The following is a 19,805-nucleotide window of genomic DNA, read 5'->3' on the forward strand; positions in this document are numbered from 1 at the left end:
CGTGCGTGTCGGTTGCGCCAGAGTGAAGGGCCAGGATGATGCCGATAGGGTGTGAACGATGAGGCCGCCAGAGGTCCCGATTCCCCGGACAGCGATCGTCCCCGCGGCAGGGCTGGGTACGCGGTTCTTGCCTGCGACCAAGACAGTGCCCAAGGAATTGTTGCCCGTCGTGGACACGCCGGGCATTGAGCTGGTCGCCGAGGAAGCTGCCGAGGCCGGCGCCGAGCGTCTGGTGATTGTCACCTCCGAAGGCAAGGACAGCGTCGTCGCCCACTTCGTCGAGGACCTCGTGCTCGAGGGCACGCTGGAGGCCCGCGGCAAGAAGGCGATGCTGGAGAAGGTGCGCCGCGCCCCCGCCCTGATCAAGGTCGAGTCGGTGATCCAGCACGAACCGCTGGGCCTGGGCCATGCGGTCGGGTGCGTGGAGGCGGTGTTGTCCCCGGACGAGGACGCGGTCGCGGTGTTGTTGCCGGACGATCTGGTGCTGCCGACGGGCGTGCTGGAGACGATGGCGAAGGTGCGGGCCAAGCGCGGTGGCTCGGTGCTGTGCGCGATCGAGGTATCCGACGAGGAGATCAGTGCCTACGGCGTCTTCGACGTCGAAATCGTGCCCGATGCGGCCAACCCGAACGTGTTGAAGGTCCTCGGAATGGTCGAGAAACCCAAGGTGGAGGATGCGCCGTCACGGTTCGCCGCGGCAGGCCGCTACCTGCTGGATCGGGCGATCTTCGACGCGCTGCGCCGGGTCGATCGCGGCGTCGGCGGCGAGATTCAGTTGACTGACGCCATCGAGTTGCTGATCAAAGAGGGCCATCCGGTGCATGTCGTGGTGCACCGCGGCTCTCGACACGACTTGGGAAATCCCGGCGGCTACCTCAAGGCTGCGGTTGACTTTGCGTTGGATCGTGACGACTATGGCCCGGATTTGCGGCGATGGTTGGTGGCGCGACTGGGCCTGGCCGTAAAGACCGAACAGTAGAAGCCGCGGCCGGCCCGCGCGACCGGTGCTCGAGGCAGAAAGGCGCGCGGTGCGTTCGGTAGAAGAACAGCAGGCCAGGGTGGCGGCCGCCGCCGTGGCGCCGCGTCCGGTTCGAGTGCCGATCGCCGAGGCCCAGGGCCTGATGTGCGCTGAGGAAGTGATCACCGAACATCCACTTCCCGGTTTCGACCAGGCGGCCATCGACGGCTATGCCGTGCGCAGCGTGGATGTCCAGGGCGTTGGCGCCGATACCGGCGACGAGCAGGGCGGCGAGATCAGCCTGCCGGTGATGGGCGTCATCGAAGCGGGCGCGCGCACGCCGAGCCGGTTGCAGCCCAAACAAGCGGCCCGAGTGCAGACCGGTGCGCCGATGCCAACGCTGGCCGACGCGGTGCTCCCGATGCGGTGGACCGATGGTGGTCAGGCGCGCGTACGAGTGCTGCGCGGGGTTCGGTCCGGGGCGTATGTGCGCCGGGCCGGTGACGACGTACAGCCGGGCGACGTCGCCGTGCGGGCCGGAGCGATCATCGGCTCCGCGCAGGTCGGGCTGCTGGCCGCAGTCGGTCGCGAACGGGTGCTGGTCCATCCCCGCCCGCGGGTAACCGTGCTCAGTGTGGGTGGCGAGCTCGTCGACATCTCCCGTACGCCGGGTAATGGCCAGGTCTACGACGTGAACTCGTATGCGATTGCCGCCGCGGCCAGGGACGCGGGCGCCGAGGTGAACCGGCTGGGCATTGTCAGCACCGATCCCAAGGAACTGCGCGAGGCGGTCGAAGGCCAGCTCACCCGCGCCGAGTTGGTGGTGATCGCAGGTGCTGTCGGCGGGGCGGCCGCCGAGAGCGTGCGCACGGTGCTGTCCAAGCTGGGCGAGATGGAAGTCACCCGCATCGCGATGCATCCGGGATCGGTCCAGGGTTTCGGGCAGCTGGGTCGTGAGGGCGTGCCGACCTTCCTGCTGCCGGCCAATCCGGTGAGCGCTCTGGTGGTGTTCGAGGTCATGGTCCGGCCGCTGATCCGGCTGTCGCTGGGTAAGCGCCAGCCGATGCGGCGTGTCGTGCAGGCGCGGGCCGTGTCGCCGATCTCGTCGGTTCCAGGCCGCAAGGGATTCCTGCGCGGGCAGCTGATGCGGGACCAGGACACCGGCGAATATCTGGTGCAGGCGCTCGGTGGTGCGCCCGGTGCCTCATCGCATCTCTTGGCGACACTCGCCGAAGCCAACTGCTTGGTGGTCGTCCCCACCGAAGCCGATCAGGTCCGGACCGGCGAGCTCGTCGACGTCGCCTTCCTCGCTCAACGCGGCTGAACCGCGGAATCGCACTGTGAATCTGTGGCGTAACAGTTCTCTGCATCCGGGATGGCCCGCGCAGGTCGGTCCGCTTCGGGTGCGTGCCGGTGTCATCCGGTTGCGGCCGGTGCGGATGCGCGACGCGGCGTTGTGGAGCCGCATCCGCATGGCCGATCGTCGCAACCTCGAACCATGGGAACCGACGGCCGAGGTGGATTGGACTGTGCGGCATGCAGTTTCGTCATGGCCGCCGGTCTGTTCCGGGCTTCGCGCGGAGGCTCGCAAGGGCCGGATGCTGCCGTACGTGATCGAACTCGACGGCCAATTTTGCGGTCAGCTCACGATCGGCAACGTGACCCACGGGGCGTTGCGCTCGGCCTGGATCGGCTATTGGGTGTCCAGTGCGGTGACCGGCGGAGGGGTGGCAACCGGTGCGCTGGCGCTGGGGCTGGACCACTGTTTCGGGCCGGTCACGCTGCACCGGGTGGAGGCGACGGTGCGCCCGGAGAACGCGGCCAGTCGCGCGGTGCTGGCCAAGGCCGGCTTCCGGGAGGAAGGCCTTCTCGAGCGGTACCTCGACGTCGACGGCGCGTGGCGGGATCACCTGCTGGTGGCGTTGACGGTGGAGGAGATCGAAGGGTCGGTGGCGGGCCGGTTGGTGCGCCGCGGACTGGCCCAGTGGGCATGATTGCGAACCCACTTGTTACTAATGTGACATTTGGGGCTGTTGGTGCTTGTAAAGGGGTAATTACACGTGTGTAATTGACCGCGGCGCGCCGTCACGGTTTGCGTAGGTCACGGACCTAGCCTGGACGGGAAAGGAGCAGGCCATCATGCCAAGCATCCCCCAGTCATTGCTGTGGATATCGCTCGTGGTGCTGTGGTTGTTCGTGTTGGTCCCCATGCTCATCAGCAAGCGCGACAACGTTCGTCGGACGAGCGACGTCGCGCTGGCCACCCGGGTACTCAACGGGGGCGCGAAATCGCGCCGGTTCAAGCGCAGCGGACCCTCGGCCGGCCATCGCCACGACCCCGATTGGCAGCCAGAGGAAGACCAATTCGACGAGCTTGACTCCGACGACGAGGTGGCGCCGTCTCGCACCCGCTCGGTGGTCGTGGTCGCCGCGGTGGCCGTGGAGGCTGAGCCGGACTATCTCGACGTCGACGTGGTCGACGAGGATTCCGGCGCGCTTCCGGTCGGTGGCACGGCTCGTGTCGCCGAGCCCCAGCCGACCCTGTTCGACGAATCCCCTGTACCGGTCGCGGAGGAGCCTGTCGTCGCCGAAGACGAGGTCGAGACTGAAGCCGATGGCGATAACACCGACCAGTTCCAGGCGATCGCCGAGGACGAGCCGCAGGACGGCACGGCCGACGACTACGAATACGTCGAGGACACTTCGGGTCTGGAAGCCGAGGACGAGCCGGCGACGACCATGACGCCCCGCGCGAACAGGCCGCGCCGGGCAGAGACGACGGCCGCAGCGGTCACCGCGCGCAAGTTCCGATTCCGCAAGCGAGTGCTGATGGCGATGGCGGCGATCATGGTGATCACGGCCGTGCTGTCGTTCACCGTCAGCCCCGATCTGTGGTGGGTCTGCGGTGCGGCCGGCGCGGTGACCGTGCTGTACCTGGCGTATCTGCGTCGCCAGACGCGGATCGAGGAGCAGGTGCGGCGCCGCCGCTCGCAGCGGATGGCACGCTCGCGGCTCGGGGTGGAGAACACCGAGGACCACGAGTACGACTTGGTGCCGTCACGGTTGCGCAGGCCTGGTGCCGCGGTACTGGACATCGACGACGAGGACCCGGTCTTCGAGCATCTCGACGAGGTTGCCTTCGCCCGGCATTTCGACCTGCCGCGGGCGGCTGGGCAGTAGGTCACCGGTTTCGGCTAGGCGGCCTCCGGCTGGTAGCCTGCCAGAGACCAAGGGGCTATAGCGCAGTTGGTAGCGCGTCTCGTTCGCATCGAGAAGGTCAGGGGTTCGATTCCCCTTAGCTCCACAACGTTTCAGCAGTTCACGACACTGGTTGCCTGTCAGGCCTCTGAGGTCGCCTCACCGCCACGCCTTCCATGCTTTGTCCAAGGGTGGACGATTCCGCAAGTGATACGTTTCGGTGTGCCCCCACCGCTCCCTGACGGCCTGCTCGAACTGCTCGGCAAGCCGAGCCCGTGCTTCATCGCCACGCTCATGCCCGACGGATCGCCTCAGCTAACCGAGACTTGGGTGACGACCGACGGGGCGAACGTGGTGATCAATATCGTCGGCGGTATGCAGAAGGCGAAGAACATCGAGCGTGATCCCCGCGTCGCCGTCAACGTCGTGGACCCCGACAACCTCGCGCGGTTCTATGCGGTGCGCGGTCGGGTGGTCAAGACGACCTCCGAAGGCGGACGGGCGAGCATCGACGAGATCTCGCACAAGTACCTCGGTATTCCGTACCCCAACTTCAGCGGAAACCCGGACGAGACCAGGCTGATCATCACGATCGAGGCAGACAAAATCACACCGCCCCCCGGCGAAGAATAAATCGTCAGCCGTTCCACGCACTATTGGCGTCGGAACAGGCGGCCGGCATGGCGAAACCAGGCGATGGCGCCGTCGGCGTCGCGGACGAAATTCGATCGGCTGCCGATGGGTTTGTTGTCGGCTCCGAGGTCGAGGCAGTAGTCGGGTCGGTAGAACGCCAAGCCCAGTCGTTCGGCTTCCTGATTCGGATCACCACCGAAGACGTCGTCGGCGCTCACGGTGCCGTCGAGTTGACCGTCCCCGGCCCGGAATTCGATGACTACCTTCCCGAGATCGCCGGACACGGCGATCTGCTCACCGATGTAACGCCCTTGATAGGGCGTCAACTCGGCGGCGCTGAGGTGCTCAGGTGTCGCGGGCAGGTTGCTGATCCCTGCGAAGCGGCGCAGAGCCCAGTCGCCGGCGAAGAGGTCGTTGGTCAGTTGGGCGCCGCCCGCAGAGTTGGTCAGGACCGTCATCGCGAAGTTGCGATCGGGCACCATGAAGAACCCCGAGTGCTGCCCATTCCAGGTGCCACCGTGCTGGACGATCGTCACATCTTCCGCCGACGGTCGCAGCATCCACGTCACGCCCATGCCAGTGAGATCCACCAGCAGCGTTCCGCCGGCACCCGGGTCGGAACGCATCGCCACCACCGCCTGTTGAGACAGCAGCCGGGCGCCGTCCGGCGCGGTACCGTCGCCGAGGTGAAACCGCGCGTACCGCAACTGATCTCGCGCGGTCGATATCAGCCCACCGGTGGGATGGCAACTGCGCGGAAACGCCCAGAATCCGGGATCGACAACCGCTTTGCCCTCGACCACGTTGTGTGACGCCGCCACATTCAGGCCGACGATCTGCTCTGAGAAGTAGTGCGTATGACCCAGCCGCAGCGGGTCGAGTATCAGGGTTTGCGCGGCCGACTCGTAGGTCGATCCGGTGACGATCTCGATGATCCGGCCAGCGACCACCAAACCAGCGTTGTTATAAGCGAATACGGCTCCCGGTTGCGTCAGCTGGGGGAGTCGGGTCATCGAGGCGACGTAGCGTGCCACCGCGTCGTCGCCGCGTCCGAAGTCCTGAACATCATCACCCGTCCAGCCCGAGGTGTGATTCAGCAATTGGCGCACGGTCACCGTCGCGCTTGCGCTCGCATCAGCCACCGCGAAGTCAGGGAGATATTGGCGAACAGGCGCATCCAAATCAACCTTGCCCTGATCCGCCAACCGCATCATCGTGGTGCCGGTGAATGTCTTTGTGGTGGAGCCGATCCGGAAAACGGTGTCGCCGTCGACGGGTGTCGGATGGTCGACGTTGGTGATCCCGTAGCCCTGGACATACTCCTGACCGCCGGCCCAGACGGCGACTGCCGCTCCGGGCACAGCGTGGGCCGTCATGCCCGTGATGATCTTGGCGTCGAGTTCGTCGAACGCCGCATTCATCTCCAACGGGCGCTCAATCAGCGACGTTGAATCCGGCGATGACCTTCGTCGGCGTTATCCGCACGACCAACTCGCCGGGCACGCCGTTGCGCCGACCGTATTCCTCGGCGCGGTCCGCGCCCACGTAGCGGGCAGCGATGCGGGTGGCGGTGTCCAACAGGTCGTTGGGGTCTTCCGACGTGGATGCGGTCCCTTGCACCTGGACAAACGAAAACGGGGGATGCTGGTCGTCCACGCACACCACGACCCGCGGGTCACGGCTCAAGGCTCGGCCTTTGGCGGCGTGCTTTCCGGTGTTGAACACCAGCTGGTTGCCCTCGACGATGAACCACACGGGCGCGACCAGCGGCCTGCCGTCCGCGGCGACGTAGCCCAGCTTGGCCGTTCGGGTGCCATCGGAGAGGAAGGCAATCACTTCTTCGGAGAGTTCGTCCATACGGTCGAGGCTAGGCCTGACGGCCGCGTCAGCCATGTCGAAATGGGCGAGTAATCTCTTGGGAGATCATCCAACCCGAGGAGGAGCTACGTCCGCCACCAGGCCCAACCTTCTCCAGAACCTTGCCTACTCGTATGGCTTCCGACGGCTACCCGCCGCCATGCGCGACTGGGTCGCCAACGACCTCGCGGGGCCGGGCTGCGTCAAACGGTTCATGCTCAAAGCAGCGATACCCCCGTTCTTCATTCTGGCGCCGTTGTGGCTGCTGCCTGTCGAACAGAACGCGCTGTACGTGCACGCGGAAATGACGGTGCCGATCTACCTGTGGACGTTGGCCATCTCGCTTGCGCTGAACAAGGTGTGGCGACGGCACCGGCTCGCGGTGCACGGTCTGGATCCGAATCTCGTCGATGTCGGCAAGCGCAAGAAGAATGCGCGCCGTGACGAGGACTACGTCGCCCGCTTTGGGCCGCGGCCGCAAGAGGCCGACTATCAGAAGAACAGCAATCCGTTCTTCTGAGCCGACGCGTCACCCGGCAACCACGCCGCACCCTAACCGCTGACAAGAGATTCACCCGCACATGCGGGTCTATCAGTTATTCGCCGCCGTGCATGCGGCTATTGACCCACCGCTGACGAAAATGCTAAGCAGTTGCTCAGCATTCGGGAACCGCTCGACGACGCGAACAAGATGAGGTCAACGATGACGCTGCAAGCCGTATTGGACGACATCCGAAGCAGGTCGGGCGACGGCGAGCTCATCCCGATCATCGACCCGGTGTCCGAGGAGCGCATCGGCGAGTTCACCGACTGCGGAGGGACGGGCGTCAACGAGGCGGTCGCCACGGCCAAGTCATCGTTCGAATCCGGTGTGTGGTCCGAGCTGCCGGGGCGTGAGCGGGCCAAGGTCATGTGGCGCATCGCGGACCTGATCGACGAGCATGCGGCGGAATTCGCGGCGATCGACTCTGCCAACACCGGAATGATGAAGCTGCAGTCGGAGATGGTGGTCCCCACCTGTGCCGAATTCTTCCGCTACTACGCCGGTTGGTGTTCCAAGATCAACGGCACGTCCTACAACGTGAAGACCACCGGCATTGCCGCCGACAGCTACGTCGACCTGCACGCCTACACGCTCAAGGAACCCTACGGCGTTGTCGGGCTGATCTTTCCGTGGAACGGACCGATCTTCAACGCCTGCGCCAAGATCGCCCCCGCGCTGGCGGCCGGGTGCAGCAGCCTGGTGAAACCCGCTGAGGAGACACCACTTTCGGCATTGCTGCTCGACAAGCTGATTCACCAGGCCGGCGTTCCCGAGGGCGTGGTCAACCTGATCACCGGCTACGGGCACACCGCGGGCGCGGCGATCAGTGCGCATCCTGATGTCGAGAAGGTCGCGTTCACCGGGTCGACCGAGGTCGGCAAGATGATCGTGCAAGCCTCAGCGGGCAACCTCAAAAAGGTGATGCTGGAGCTCGGCGGTAAGTCGCCGGTGCTGATCTTCGACGACGCCGATCTGCAGAAGGCCATCTTCGGTGCCGCAATGGGCATCTTCGTGCACTCCGGGCAGGGGTGCGTCTGCGGTTCCCGGATCTTCGTGCAGCGCGGCGTCTACGACCAGGTCGTAGAGGGCATTGCCGGAGTCGCGAACTTCATGAAGTACGGCGCCCCGGACGAAGAAGGGGTTATGAGCGGTCCGTTGATCAGCGCGAAGCAACTCGACCGCGTGCTGGGATTCATCGACGAGGGTAAGCGCGACGGTGCCGAGGTTGTCACCGGCGGGTACCGGCTCGACCGCAAGGGGTACTTCGTCCATCCGACGGTGCTCACCAACGTCAACCCCGATATGCGCCTCTATCGGGAAGAGATCTTCGGACCGGTGGTGTCGATCATCCCGTTCGACGACGAAGACGAAGCCATTGCGATGGCTAACGACACCACCTACGGACTCGCGGGCACGGTGTGGACCACCGACATCAGCCGGGGCCACCGGCTGGTGAAGAGACTGCAGGCGGGCAGCGTGCAGATCAACTGCCAGTTGATCTTTGACCACGATGTGCCGTTCGGCGGCTACAAGCAGTCCGGTTGGGGCCATGAGTTCGGCAAGGAAGGCCTCGAGGGCTACCTGAAGACCAAAACGGTGTGGGCCCAGCTGTAGTCGAAAGGGATCACAGATAATGACTGCCACTATTGAGGTCTTCAACCCGTCCACCGAGGAGCTCATCGCCGAAGTCCCCGACGCTGACAAGGCGGCCGTCGACGCCGCGGTGGCGCGCGCCCGTGAAACGTTCGAGTCGGGCGTGTGGCGCAAGCTGCCCGCCGCGCGCCGCGCCGAGGTGCTCTTCAAGGCCGCCGAGATCGTCAAGCAGCGTACCGATGAGCTTGCTGCGCTGGAGTCCCAGGACAACGGCATGAACCCGGTGGCTGCGCAGCAGATCATCAAGGTGGCCAACGAGATGCTGCTGTACTACGCCGGCTGGGTCGGCAAGATCCACGGTGAGTCAAGCAATGTCGTGTCCGACGGTCTGCTCGGCCACTACGAGACCTTCCACAACTTCACTCAGCTCGAGCCGGTCGGGGTCGCCGGGCTGATCATCCCGTGGAACGGCCCGTTCTTCGTCGCCATGCTCAAGGCCGCGCCCGCGCTCGCCGCGGGGTGCAGCTGCGTTCTCAAGCCGGCGGAGGAAACACCTCTCACCGCACTGAAATTGGAGGAGATCTTCCGCGAGGCGGGGCTGCCCGACGGTGTCTTCAACGTCATCACCGGTTACGGCGAGACGGCGGGCGCGGCGCTGGCCGCGCATCCCGATGTGGACAAGATCGCCTTCACCGGGTCGACGGAGGTCGGCCGGCTGATCGTGCAGGCCGCCGCCGGCAACCTCAAACGGCTCACCCTCGAACTCGGCGGCAAGTCACCTCTGATCATGTTCGACGACGCCAACCTCGACAAGGCGATCATGAACGCGAGCCTGGGCCTGCTGGCAGGCTCGGGCCAGAACTGTTCCTGCACTTCGCGGATCTACGTCCAGCGCGGCATCTACGACCAGGTCGTCGAGGGCATTGCGGGTTTCGCGAAGATGCTGCCCATGGGCGGTAGCGCGGACGCTGACTCCGTGCTGGGCCCGCTGATCAGTGAGAAGCAGCGCCAGCGAGTGGAAGGCATTGTGGCCGAGGGCGTTTCGCGCGGTGCCGAGATCATCACCGGCGGCAAGCGGCTGGACCGCAAGGGCTTCTTCTACGAGGCCACGATCATCACCAACACCACGCCAGACATGCGGCTCATCCGCGAAGAGATCTTCGGCCCGGTCGGCTGCATCATCCCGTTCGACGACGAGGACGAGGTGCTCGCCGCGGCGAATGACACGGAATACGGACTGGCGGGCGCCATCTGGACGGAGAACCTCGGCCGCGCCCACCGGATGGCCAATGAGCTTCGCGCTGGACAGGTCTGGGTGAACTGCGCCCTCGGGGCCGACCCGTCGATGCCGATCTGCGGTCATAAGCAGTCGGGCTGGGGTGGCGAGCGCGGCAAGAAGGGTATTGAGGCCTACTTCAACACCAAGGCGGTCTACGTCAGCCTGTAGACAAGAGCACGTACCTCCCCGCGCGCACGACGCTTACGCGGGGAGATACGTGCGTCTGGACTAGAGAGCCACGAACGAGGTCCCCACCTGGACGCCCCAGACCTGGGCCTGCGCGCTCCACACCACCGGGGCGAAGGGCGCCCACGGCGGGGGCGGGGGAGCCGGCGGTGCCCACACGGGCGGGATCACGTTGTCGACGTTCTCGTGCACCCACCGATGGCCCGGCGGCGGGAAGCCGTCGTGTCCCGGCGGTAACGGGTGACCAGGTCCGCCGACGTTGACGCCCGGTCCCGGCGGCTGCGGCCACGGCCAGTGGGGGTCGGCCTGTGCGGTTGCGGCACCAGCACCCAGGACACTGGCCCCGAGCGCGGCCGCAACAGCTGTCTTGGCGGCGAATTGCATCAGTTTCATCGTGATACTCCTTCGTCATTGGTCTGCGCCGCATGCCGGTTGGCATACGACACGTTCTCGCAGACATTGGATGGAGAACGGGCAACGCAGGCGCCATGTCTTCAAGCGCTCATCCCCGACCCATCTTGTCTATCGGGCTTGGTGGCGTGCTGCGTTACCCCGAACTCGTCGCTCATCTCGATCAACTGACCGAAGTCAACCCGTTCGTGCGTGGTCGGAGCGATATTCTCGGAGCATGTCGGTGGGAGAAAAATCGTCTGCGCGTGAGACCAAACGGCTTCAGACTCGCGAGCGACTCATGGGCGCGGCGATAGCCGAGTTCAAGAGATCGGGGATCGCCGCCGCGGACGTCGGAGCCATCGTTACCGCCGCGGGCGTTGCGCATGGCACGTTCTTCTTTCATTTCCCGACAAAGGAACACGTGCTCTTGGAATTGGAGCGCCGCGAAGAAGAACGGATCGCCAAGCAATTCGCCCGTTACCTGGCGGATTCCGAGCGTGACCTGTCCTCGACGCTCAGCGAGGCCGTCCGCCTGGTGGTGGGACTGGAACGTCGGCTCGGCCCGGTTCTCTTCAAAGACTTTCTTGCGCTGCACTTCTCGCAGACCCGACCGACGGACGAGAGCAAAGAACACCCGGTGGTCGTCGCCGTGGCCGGAGAAATCGAGCGTGCCCAGCGGCGTGGTCAGGTTGACCCTGCGGCCATTCCGATCAATAGCGCCGTTTTCTTCCTGCTGGGCCTCTACGCACTGCTGACGACCACGCATGACTGGCCGGCGCAGAGCGCGCTGATCGAGGACTACGTAACCAGGACCCTGTGCAGTATTGAGTTTCGCTAGTTTCACTGACTATAGTCAGTTTCGTGAGCCGCCCTTCGCCCATAGCCACTGGCAGCGGACTCGATGAGCACATGGAGGAGTCCCGGCTCGCGCAGCGCCAAGCCGATCGGTGGCTGATCTCGGGCAGCATCCTCATCGGTTCGGCGGCCCTCGGCATCTTCGGCCTGCCGTTGTTTCTGCGCGGGGTGTGGCTGTTGCGCCGGGCCCAGCGCACCGGACTGACGGTGCGGCCAATGCTGGTCACGCTGCTCGGTTACCTGGTGCTCGTCGACGCCGCGATCAACGCCGTCGGCTGGGCGCTGGACGTGGTCGGCAACCACACTCTGCTGGCTCGTGTGTTGTTGACCGGCTGGGGCAACATGTTCGATGCCGGTTACTTCTGGCACTTCAACGAGCTGTGGATCGGTGGTGCGGCCGGTCCGGGGGAGAAGGGCTGGGAGATCGGCCTGGTCTTCACCGTCTTCACGATGCGTATCGCCGCGGCAATCGGGTTTCTGCAGATGAAGCGGTGGGGTCAGCAGTGGATGATCGTGACCTGCTGGATGGGCGTGGTCATCTGGTGCGGCTACGTGTTCAACATGACGATGTATGCCGATGTCCGTTACGCCGGTGTGGTGTTGCCGGTGATCGGTTGGTGGCTCTACGACATCTTCTACATCACCCCGTTCCTGGCCATCCCGTATCTCCATACGGTCAACCGCGAAATCTTCTCCGACTGAAAGGGGCCAGTTGATGGGATATCTCTGGGAGATCCTTCGCTACGTCGCCGCATGGGGCGGCACCATTCTGATCATCGCGTTCTGGTACTGGCTGTTCTCCAACATCGGCACGTTCTGATTCGCCGTGACTGAACTGTCCGACGTTGGCGCTGCGTCGCTCGAGCGCAGTTGCGCGATCACCGCCGTCGCGCTGAGCGAGCAACGGCGAGAGGGTGTTCGGCTTGTCACCGGGCAACAGCGCTCCTTCGGATTGAACGCGACGCTGGGCTACGTACACGTCCCGTACCCGGCGATCGCCTCCGGGTGGACGCGGCGAACCATCACCTGCGGTGTCGCACTGCAGTGTTCGCCGACCAAGGAACGCGTGACGCAGTACCGTCTCCATGAGCTTTCGACCCGCGAGCTGCGGGCGCTCACGCTTGTCGAAGCCGGTACGGCCCTGGGCTGGATCGCCTCACGCTGGCCGGGACTGCTGCCCGAACTGCGACGAACACTGCCCGATCTGGAGATCGTGCCGCCCGACATTGGTGTAGAGGAGATGCTCAACCGGGCAATCACCATGGCGCGCAGCGACAAACAGCTCAGGGTCGATCCGCTGCTGGGTATGCTGCCGCTGGCGCACACAACACCGCACGGCTTGGCCGACAAGATGCGCCGCACGTTCGGGCGGATGCCATGGACGACGACGCAGAAACGCATGCCGCGGCCGTACTCGGTACCGGTCGGCGGGGACGGCGGGCTCCGTAACTCCATCCTTCCGCCACCGAGCCGGCCGCAGGACAACGACCTGGACATCACTCCCGATCATCGCCCCGGCATCCCGTACCCGGAATGGAACGCCTGGACGAAGTGCTTCATGCCCAATCATGTTGCGGTGCTTGAACAGTCCCACCCCCGTACCCGCCAGTCTGGATCGAGCCCCGTCGACCTGCGCAAGTGGTTCGAAGAGCACACCCACCGGGCGATGACGAGCCGCCTCGAAGACGGATCGGACATCGACGTCGAGCAATACGTCAGTCACTACATCGACATGGCCACCGGCGAGGCGGGCGAACCGCGCATCTTCCGCGAGCTGTTGCCGATCAGTCGTGATGTCACCACCGCGCTGTTACTGGACGGCAGTTCGTCGTTGGGCACACACGGTGGACGGATCTTCCGCTTGGAGCTGGCGTGCGCCGACGCCCTATCGCGTGCAATGAATCTCGCCAGGGAGCGACACGGCGTGTTCGTCTTCACCGGCAATACCCGTCACCGAGTCGACGTGCGGTGCCTCAAGAACTTCGACGATCCGCGGTTCACCCCGCCCAGCAAGCAGGGCTTGGAAACCGGTGGCTACACCCGGCTCGGTGCGCCGCTGCGCCACTTGACAAGTCGGCTGTTGGCTCTACCCTCTGAGCGGCGTCTGCTCATCGTCATCGGTGATGGCCTGATCTCCGACGAAGGGTACGAGGGCCGCTATGCCTGGGCCGATGCCGCGCATGCCGTCGAGGAAGCCAACGACGCCGGCGTCTCCGTGTACTACATCGGCGTCGGACCCACTCGCGTCGACCCGTTGCCAGAGGTTTTCGGACCGCTTCGCTCCCAACGCATCCGGCGGGTGGACGAACTCCCGCGGGTGCTGGCCCACGTCCATCGAGAGCTGGTGTCGGCGTGACGGAGACCTATTTCGCACTCGGCAACGAAGTCACGCTGTTCGAGCAGGCCTTCCACCAACGTATCCCGGTCATGCTCACCGGCCCGACCGGATGCGGCAAGACGCGACTGGTCGAGCACATGGGGTTGCGGCTCGGCCGCCCGGTCGTCACCATCAGCTGCCACGACGACCTCACCAGCTCGGATCTCGTCGGCCGGTTCATGGTGACCGGCGGGGATGTCGTGTGGACGGACGGGCCACTCACCCGAGCCGTGAAGGACGGCGCCATCTGCTATCTCGACGAAGTCGTTGAGGCCCGCCACGATTCGCTCGCGGTGCTGCACTCGCTGACCGACCACCGCCGCACCCTGTATCTGGACCGAGCCGGCGAGGTCGTCCGCGCGCCGGCGGAATTCATGCTCGTCTGCTCGTACAACCCCGCCTACCGCAGCTCGCTCAAGGAGCTCAAACCCTCTTTCCGACAGCGCTTCGCGACGCTGTCGATGAGCTATCTGCCGCCGGAGCGCGAAGCGGAGGTCGTGGTGGCAGAAACAGGAGTCGGACTGCCGACCGCACAGCGGCTTGTCGGGTGCGCGGTCGCGATCCGCACCGCGGACGAAGCATTTCATTTCGAACCGCCGTCGACGCGGGTGCTGGTCACTGCGGCGCAGTTGATCACCGCCGGCGCGACCGAATTGGCGGCGGCCGACGCGTGCATCCTCGCACCGCTGAGCACCGACGGTGCGATCAGCGACGGGTTACGTGAAGTTGCGGCAGCCTGTTTGGCTGGCGCGGATATCTAGGAAAGGTGGACTGACGTGGTCGATCAGAAGGAGCGCAAGCGTAAGCGGGCGCTCATCATCGTGCAGCTCGTCATTTATGGCTACCTGTTGACGATGTTCGGAATCCAGCTCTACATGTCGTTCGCCCGCGGCTGGTGGGATTTATGACCGCATCCTCGGTCAGCGGTGCCCACAGCTCGGCCGGCCTGGACGATCATCACGAGCAGTCGCGGCTGGCGCAACGCCGCGCCGACAAATGGATGATCGTCGGCGCCGCCCTGATGGGCATGTGGGCACCCGGCCTCATCGGCTTTCCGATCTTTATGCGCGGAGTCTGGCTGCAGCGCCAAGCGTTACGGTCGGGTCTGTCGGTTCGGCCGATGATCGTCACACTAATCGGCTATCTCGTCCTGATCGACGGCGCGCTCAACAGCCTGGGCTGGGCGCTGGATCTCGTTGCCAATCACACCTTGATCAACCGGGTGTTGATGGTCGGCTGGGGCGCCATGTTCGATGCTGGTTACTTCTGGCACTACAACGAACTGTGGATCGGTGGGGCGGCCGGCCCGGGTGAAAAGGCCTGGGTCGCTGGGCTGATCCTCACTGTGTTCGCCATGCGCTGCGCCGCGGCGATCGGGTTTCTGCAGATGAAGCGGTGGGGTCAGCAGTGGATGATCGTGACCTGCTGGATGGGCGTTGTCATCTGGTGTGGCTACGTGTTCAACATGACGATGTATGCCGATGTCCGTTACGCCGGTGTGGTGTTGCCGGTGATCGGTTGGTGGCTCTACGACATCTTCTACATCACCCCGTTCCTGGCCATTCCGTATCTGCACACGGTCAACCGCGAAATCTTCTCCGACTGAACAGATCTAAGGAGCAAAGTTGTGACGACATCTGCTGATTCCGCGGAAGATCAGAAGGTCGAGGACCTCCCGCCGGGCACCACGCCGTACTACGCCCGGATGCACAAGTGGATCAAGCGTGCGGTGCTGGTGTGCCTGATCGCCCTCGTCGTCGAGGGCGCCTTCACTTTGCCGTTCATGGCGATCTATTACGGCTACCCGACGCTGAGTCTCACCGAGATCTGTAGTGAGCTGCTGAAGGTCCGCTACTCCGACGACACGCTGGAGTGCAAATACCCGTACCCGCCGTTGGGTCCGCCCGAAGGCGCCGAGGCCAAGGACACCGCTCAGGACCAGTGGGGCATCCAGCCGATCCCGAAGTACCACCGGATCGGGTTCCGCGAGTTGGTCCGCATTCACGACGAACGCATAGCGCGGCAAGCGCAACAGCACGCGCCTTAGGCGGGTCCCCCGGCCACGACGCGGTCGTACCACGCCACGATCTCCCGTGCCTCGACATCGGGTGCATCGAGTGCGATGACGTGTCCGCAGTCCATCCGGATGTACGCCCACGGCCCTGTCACCAGCGACTGCACGCGCGCGACATCGTCGTCGTCCAGCGCGCCCATCAGCCGCCCTTCGTGGAAAAAGAAATTGGCGTGCAGGAACAAGACGGGTTGGGTGATCCGCGCCAACGTCTCCGCGTGATCGAACCCCGCGCCGACGGTGCCGTCGACGAAGGCTCGCGAGAAGGTGCCGTCGAATTGCGATGTGCCGCGGATCATGATGCGCATGTGCCGCGGGAGGAACCGGAAGTCAATCGGTTGCCCCGGGGAGAGCGCCTGTTTGACCGCGATGAGCCGGGCGACGGCCGCCAGCGCCGCCTTCGGCGGTGTCTTGTCGTTCATCACGCCTGCGGCCTGAGCAAGCGTGGTTATCAGGTGCTCGCGAAAGAAGTAGGCATAGCCGCCGCCACCGGCAGCGGCCACGCGGCTGAATGCGAGAAAGGTGTCATACACCGCGGTGCTCTTGATATTCGGCCAGTCACAGCGGAACAAGGGCGGGTCCTCCAGGACGATCGCCATGACGTGCTCGGCGGCGTTGGCGGCAAGCCACGCGGTGAGCACACCTCCGGAGGAGTTGCCGACGACAACTGCGGGCCGGCCGACAACATCACGCAGGAACCTCGTGACGTCGTGTCCGAGTTGGTTGAAGGTGTAGGAACCCGGAGTCCAGCTCGATCGGCCGTGACCGCGCAGCGTAACGGCGTACACCTGAAACCGATTGGCTAGCAACGGCATGATCAGTGTGTACTCTTCCCACGTCACTGACTGCCCGTGGATGAACACCAGCGGCGGGCCGCTCGGTGGGCCGGCGACATAATTGAGGATCACATCGCCGGTGTGAAAGTACTTCTCCGCGAAGCCGAGCTTGGCAAGTGACGTGTCCATCTCAGAAGTATGGTGCCAAGGTGGTCGAGGTCCGCGACGCAACAGCCGATGACGCGATGGCGATGGCGCAGTCACATGTCCGGTCCTGGCAGGCCGGTTACCGCGGTCTGATCGCACAGGACTACCTCGACGGGTTGCTTCCCGAAGTGTGGGCGAGCCGGTACAGCTTCGACTCAGAACGCAGTGGGCGCCACAGCCTGGTCGCGGTCGACGGTGACGCGATATGCGGGCACGTCACCTTCGGACGATCACCCGACGACGAGCTGGCAGGCAGCGCAGAGGTGTGGGCGCTGTATGTCGACCCGCCACAGTGGGGCGCCGGGATCGGCGGCGCGCTCGTTGATGCCGCGTGCGCCCGGTTGAGTGAGGCCGGCCATGAACGCGCCCTTCTTTGGGCGCTTTCCGCGAATACGCGGGCTCGGCGGTTCTACGAACGGATGGGCTGGCGCGCCGACGGGCGTGAACGGACCGACGCGATCGACGGCAACCTCGTCGACGAGGTCAGGTACGTGACCGCACTAGGGCGCCACCCGTAATACTCCCGACCGGACGAGTGCTTGGACGACGCCGACTTTCTCGTCATCGGTGAGATCCCCTGGTAACTCGCGTACATAGAAATCGCGGGTCCTGGCGATGAAGTCAACTGCGTCACGGGCCAGCGCATCGACGTAAAGCACCGTGGCTCCAGTGCCGTCGATCAGCCGGACGGTGTGGTAGTCGGAATCCGCTATCAGGATTCCGGCACGATCGTTGATAACGCGGCGGGTTGGGACCACGCTGATGTCGTCGTACCAGAGTGCCGGCAGTGGCTGTCCGAACAGCTCCTGGTACCGCTGCTGAAAGTCGTTGAAAGAACCAACTTTCCGCAGCGGCGCCTCGGTGTCGTGATCGTCGACCGGGGAATGGTGCAGGTAGTCACCGAAATAGCGGTGACCGTACTCGGCGTATTCGGCGGTGAACAGGATGAACGTGTGCCAGGCCGCATCGACCATCGACGAATACATACCGAACGACATCTCCGGGGTTACCGCGCACAGCACCAGATATCGCTTGGCCTCGGCAAAGAGTTGTTCAGCTTCCGCTGGGGTCTCGGTGACCCGATCCATCACCAGCCGGTCGATGACGTAGGGCGCGGTGAACATCAACGCGTGTTCGAGCCGACCATCGAGTGTCGCGGACATCTACCGAGCCCGGACGAAGCACAGCGCGTCGCCGTGTGACTTCACAAAGCAGATCTGGTCGGCGGAGCGTCCATTGCTGGTGATCGTCAGCCGGCCGACGGCCACGGTCTCCCGGGTGGTGTGCGAGTTCGTCATGGGAACAATTGTTGCCCGCGTCACACGCCCGGGCTATCCGCCGGTCGGACCGTCTCCGGGTGAATCGGCTGTCCACCGATCGGTGGACCCCATAGAGTCGTGGAACGCCCGAGTAGCCGCATATCCGTTGGGGGATCGCCGATGAGTGGATGGATTGTGAGCAATATCCCGCCGGGGTTGCTTCTCGTCGGCCTGATCGTCGTCATCGGCGGGGGAGCGATGCTCCTCGTCACAGGGGTGCGCCGGTGGTTCCCCGCTCTCAAGCGTGACGAGCATAACGACGTCACCAAATTCACCTACAGCTTCATCGGCTTCATCTATGCCTTCTTTATCGGTTTCATCGTCTCGTCGATGTGGGGAGAGATCAACACCACAGACGCCAACGCACAGGCCGAAGGAGCGGCCGGAGTCGAAATGGCCAGGGATGTCAACGTTTTCGAGAAGTCCGACGCCGACCGGATCAGGCAGGCTCTGCTCGGCTACGAGAAGGCCGCAATCGTGGAGTGGGACAGTCACCTTGGCATTCGCACACCGGACGCCGACGCCGCGCTGGCACAGTTGTCGGCGGCCTACCGTCAGGTCAACGCGGCGACCGACAGTCAGAAGAGTCTGTTGTCGACGTCTTACGCCAACCTGGACAAGATAAGTCAGGCCCGGACCATTCGGCTGCTGATCACCCGCGACGACACCGGACCGCCATGGCCGTTGTGGGCGGTCATCTTCCTGACCAGTGCCATGGTGCTGGGCACCGTCATCATCTACGGGGTCGAGAAGGCGTCGCTGCACTATCCGATGGTGGCGGTCGTCGGCCTGATCGTCGCGACCAACCTGTTCCTCATCCTCCAGCTGTCACACCCGTTCATCGGGGGCGTTGCGACAACGAATGATCCCTTGTACGAGGTGATTTCAGTTCTCAACCAGCCGACCCGGTAGAGGCTCGGGGCGTCAGCGCCGGGCCGATCCACCGGTGAAGGTACGCTCGAAGTTCCGCGCCGCTGCGCGGCGGGTCCGGTGGTGCGATGACCATCGACTGGATCATTCGCAACAGAAGCTCGACGAGTTCGTCGATCATGCGATCGTCGAAGCCGAGTTGATCCCAGTCGATCTGGGCGTGGTGGAGTACCGCCCGGCAGCGTGCGATCACATCGGGGGTCAGCATCGCCCGGCTGAACATATTGGAACGGTCATTGGCCAGCAGCAGGGCCAGCTGAGGCTCCTGCGGAAGCCGCTCGATGATGTAGGCGACGACCTCGACGAGCTGCCCGGTCACGTCCATATCCGCAACGACCCGGTCGATCTGGGTGACGAAACTTCCGAGCGCGGCCTCGGCGGCGGCGGCGAACAACTCGTCGGTGCCGGTGAAGTAGCGATACACGGTTCGGCGGGTAATGCCCAGCTCGTCGGCGATGTCCGACACGGTCGTCCGCGCCGCGCCCCGCCGGTCGACCAGGCGCAACGCTGTGTCGATGATCCGCTTGCGCGCTTCGGCGTCGTCGGCGGGCGGAGAACCGCCCCAACCTTTTCGCGCCATCAGCCTTGACTCTTCCGTCCGATTGCTCCAAGAATACACACATGACACA

Annotated in this window: 23 protein-coding genes, 1 tRNA gene and 1 pseudogene; 18 read left to right on the forward strand and 7 right to left on the reverse strand. The window is 64.5% G+C overall.

The features are described from left to right. The first annotated feature begins 58 nt into the window (after positions 1-58). The 6 genes from SLQ31_RS05985 to SLQ31_RS06010 all read left to right on the forward strand — a co-directional run bounded on the left by SLQ31_RS05985 (position 59) and on the right by SLQ31_RS06010 (position 4,789). A complete protein-coding gene (locus tag SLQ31_RS05985) occupies positions 59-979 on the forward strand; it encodes a UTP--glucose-1-phosphate uridylyltransferase (protein ID WP_319430501.1) in 921 nt (306 codons plus the stop codon). A gap of 49 nt (positions 980-1,028) precedes the next feature. After that, positions 1,029-2,282 (forward strand): gephyrin-like molybdotransferase Glp, encoded by a 1,254-nt coding sequence (gene glp / locus SLQ31_RS05990; protein WP_319430503.1) that lies wholly within the window; start codon positions 1,029-1,031, stop codon positions 2,280-2,282. A gap of 16 nt (positions 2,283-2,298) precedes the next feature. Next, positions 2,299-2,952, forward strand: coding sequence for a GNAT family protein (locus SLQ31_RS05995; protein ID WP_319430505.1), 654 nt, complete (start codon positions 2,299-2,301; stop codon positions 2,950-2,952). A 145-nt stretch (positions 2,953-3,097) separates the two neighbouring features. Next, entirely contained in the window at positions 3,098-4,138 is a 1,041-nt protein-coding gene (glpR, locus tag SLQ31_RS06000) for a gephyrin-like molybdotransferase receptor GlpR (protein WP_319430507.1), read from the forward strand. A 51-nt stretch (positions 4,139-4,189) separates the two neighbouring features. Further along, positions 4,190-4,262 (forward strand) — tRNA-Ala (locus SLQ31_RS06005). Positions 4,263-4,363: 101 nt separating this feature from the next. Next, positions 4,364-4,789, forward strand: a complete 426-nt coding sequence (locus tag SLQ31_RS06010) for a PPOX class F420-dependent oxidoreductase (RefSeq protein ID WP_319430509.1) — start codon at positions 4,364-4,366, stop codon at positions 4,787-4,789. A gap of 20 nt (positions 4,790-4,809) precedes the next feature. Here the strand turns inward: SLQ31_RS06010 and SLQ31_RS06015 are convergent. Continuing rightward, a pseudogene (locus SLQ31_RS06015) lies at positions 4,810-6,204 on the reverse strand (serine hydrolase domain-containing protein); the annotation flags it as partial. A 19-nt stretch (positions 6,205-6,223) separates the two neighbouring features. Beyond that, positions 6,224-6,646, reverse strand: coding sequence for a PPOX class F420-dependent oxidoreductase (locus SLQ31_RS06020; protein ID WP_319430511.1), 423 nt, complete (start codon positions 6,644-6,646; stop codon positions 6,224-6,226). Positions 6,647-6,680: 34 nt separating this feature from the next. Between SLQ31_RS06020 and SLQ31_RS06025 the strand changes: the two genes are divergently transcribed. The 3 genes from SLQ31_RS06025 to SLQ31_RS06035 all read left to right on the forward strand — a co-directional run bounded on the left by SLQ31_RS06025 (position 6,681) and on the right by SLQ31_RS06035 (position 10,230). Beyond that, positions 6,681-7,166, forward strand: coding sequence for a DUF5313 domain-containing protein (locus SLQ31_RS06025; protein WP_319430512.1), 486 nt, complete (start codon positions 6,681-6,683; stop codon positions 7,164-7,166). Positions 7,167-7,349: 183 nt separating this feature from the next. After that, entirely contained in the window at positions 7,350-8,804 is a 1,455-nt protein-coding gene (locus tag SLQ31_RS06030; protein ID WP_319430513.1) for an aldehyde dehydrogenase family protein, read from the forward strand. A 19-nt stretch (positions 8,805-8,823) separates the two neighbouring features. After that, complete coding sequence (locus SLQ31_RS06035) at positions 8,824-10,230, forward strand: aldehyde dehydrogenase family protein (protein ID WP_319430515.1); 1,407 nt, start codon at positions 8,824-8,826, stop codon at positions 10,228-10,230. Between the two features lie 60 nt (positions 10,231-10,290). Here the strand turns inward: SLQ31_RS06035 and SLQ31_RS06040 are convergent, their stop codons facing one another. Beyond that, positions 10,291-10,641 carry a hypothetical protein gene (locus tag SLQ31_RS06040; RefSeq protein ID WP_319430517.1) on the reverse strand — a complete coding sequence of 117 codons (351 nt, stop codon included), beginning with the start codon at positions 10,639-10,641 and terminating at the stop codon, positions 10,291-10,293. A gap of 235 nt (positions 10,642-10,876) precedes the next feature. On the opposite strand from SLQ31_RS06040, the gene SLQ31_RS06045 reads away from it, so the two are divergent. The 7 genes from SLQ31_RS06045 (at position 10,877) to SLQ31_RS06075 (ending at position 15,920) form a co-directional block, all read left to right on the forward strand. Then, complete coding sequence (locus SLQ31_RS06045) at positions 10,877-11,479, forward strand: TetR/AcrR family transcriptional regulator (protein ID WP_319430519.1); 603 nt, start codon at positions 10,877-10,879, stop codon at positions 11,477-11,479. A gap of 71 nt (positions 11,480-11,550) precedes the next feature. Continuing rightward, the gene (locus tag SLQ31_RS06050) at positions 11,551-12,198 is read left to right on the forward strand and encodes a hypothetical protein (protein ID WP_319432873.1); all 648 of its coding nucleotides are present in this window, start codon (positions 11,551-11,553) and stop codon (positions 12,196-12,198) included. Between the two features lie 124 nt (positions 12,199-12,322). Beyond that, positions 12,323-13,852, forward strand: coding sequence for a MorD protein (locus SLQ31_RS06055; RefSeq protein WP_319430521.1), 1,530 nt, complete (start codon positions 12,323-12,325; stop codon positions 13,850-13,852). Beyond that, entirely contained in the window at positions 13,849-14,634 is a 786-nt protein-coding gene (locus SLQ31_RS06060; RefSeq protein ID WP_319430523.1) for a CbbQ/NirQ/NorQ/GpvN family protein, read from the forward strand. Before SLQ31_RS06055 ends, SLQ31_RS06060 begins: the two co-directional genes overlap by 4 nt. 15 nt (positions 14,635-14,649) lie before the next feature. Next, on the forward strand, positions 14,650-14,781 hold the full coding sequence (locus SLQ31_RS06065) for a hypothetical protein (RefSeq protein ID WP_319430525.1): 132 nt from the start codon (positions 14,650-14,652) through the stop codon (positions 14,779-14,781). Beyond that, the gene (locus SLQ31_RS06070) at positions 14,778-15,479 is read left to right on the forward strand and encodes a hypothetical protein (RefSeq protein WP_319430527.1); all 702 of its coding nucleotides are present in this window, start codon (positions 14,778-14,780) and stop codon (positions 15,477-15,479) included. Before SLQ31_RS06065 ends, SLQ31_RS06070 begins: the two co-directional genes overlap by 4 nt. Positions 15,480-15,500: 21 nt before the next feature. After that, positions 15,501-15,920 carry a hypothetical protein gene (locus SLQ31_RS06075; RefSeq protein ID WP_319430529.1) on the forward strand — a complete coding sequence of 140 codons (420 nt, stop codon included), beginning with the start codon at positions 15,501-15,503 and terminating at the stop codon, positions 15,918-15,920. Here SLQ31_RS06075 and SLQ31_RS06080 read toward each other — a convergent pair. Continuing rightward, a complete protein-coding gene (locus SLQ31_RS06080; protein ID WP_319430531.1) occupies positions 15,917-16,909 on the reverse strand; it encodes an alpha/beta hydrolase in 993 nt (330 codons plus the stop codon). The two genes, SLQ31_RS06075 and SLQ31_RS06080, sit on opposite strands and share 4 nt — an antisense overlap. 20 nt (positions 16,910-16,929) lie before the next feature. On the opposite strand from SLQ31_RS06080, the gene SLQ31_RS06085 reads away from it, so the two are divergent. Beyond that, the gene (locus SLQ31_RS06085) at positions 16,930-17,445 is read left to right on the forward strand and encodes a GNAT family N-acetyltransferase (protein ID WP_319430533.1); all 516 of its coding nucleotides are present in this window, start codon (positions 16,930-16,932) and stop codon (positions 17,443-17,445) included. On the opposite strand, the gene SLQ31_RS06090 is transcribed toward SLQ31_RS06085, so the two are convergent. After that, positions 17,428-18,090, reverse strand: a complete 663-nt coding sequence (locus SLQ31_RS06090) for a hypothetical protein (protein ID WP_319430535.1) — start codon at positions 18,088-18,090, stop codon at positions 17,428-17,430. The two genes, SLQ31_RS06085 and SLQ31_RS06090, sit on opposite strands and share 18 nt — an antisense overlap. Further along, positions 18,091-18,225 carry a hypothetical protein gene (locus SLQ31_RS06095; RefSeq protein ID WP_319430537.1) on the reverse strand — a complete coding sequence of 45 codons (135 nt, stop codon included), beginning with the start codon at positions 18,223-18,225 and terminating at the stop codon, positions 18,091-18,093. A gap of 141 nt (positions 18,226-18,366) precedes the next feature. Here SLQ31_RS06095 and SLQ31_RS06100 point away from each other — a divergent pair, with 141 nt between their 5' ends. Next, on the forward strand, positions 18,367-19,158 hold the full coding sequence (locus tag SLQ31_RS06100) for a hypothetical protein (protein WP_319430539.1): 792 nt from the start codon (positions 18,367-18,369) through the stop codon (positions 19,156-19,158). Here SLQ31_RS06100 and SLQ31_RS06105 read toward each other — a convergent pair. Next, positions 19,139-19,756, reverse strand: coding sequence for a helix-turn-helix domain-containing protein (locus SLQ31_RS06105; protein ID WP_319430541.1), 618 nt, complete (start codon positions 19,754-19,756; stop codon positions 19,139-19,141). The genes SLQ31_RS06100 and SLQ31_RS06105 overlap by 20 nt on opposite strands. Positions 19,757-19,805: the final 49 nt, after the last annotated feature.

The organism is Mycobacterium sp. RTGN5 (assembly GCF_033804465.1).
Taxonomy (GTDB): Bacteria; Actinomycetota; Actinomycetes; order Mycobacteriales; family Mycobacteriaceae; genus Mycobacterium.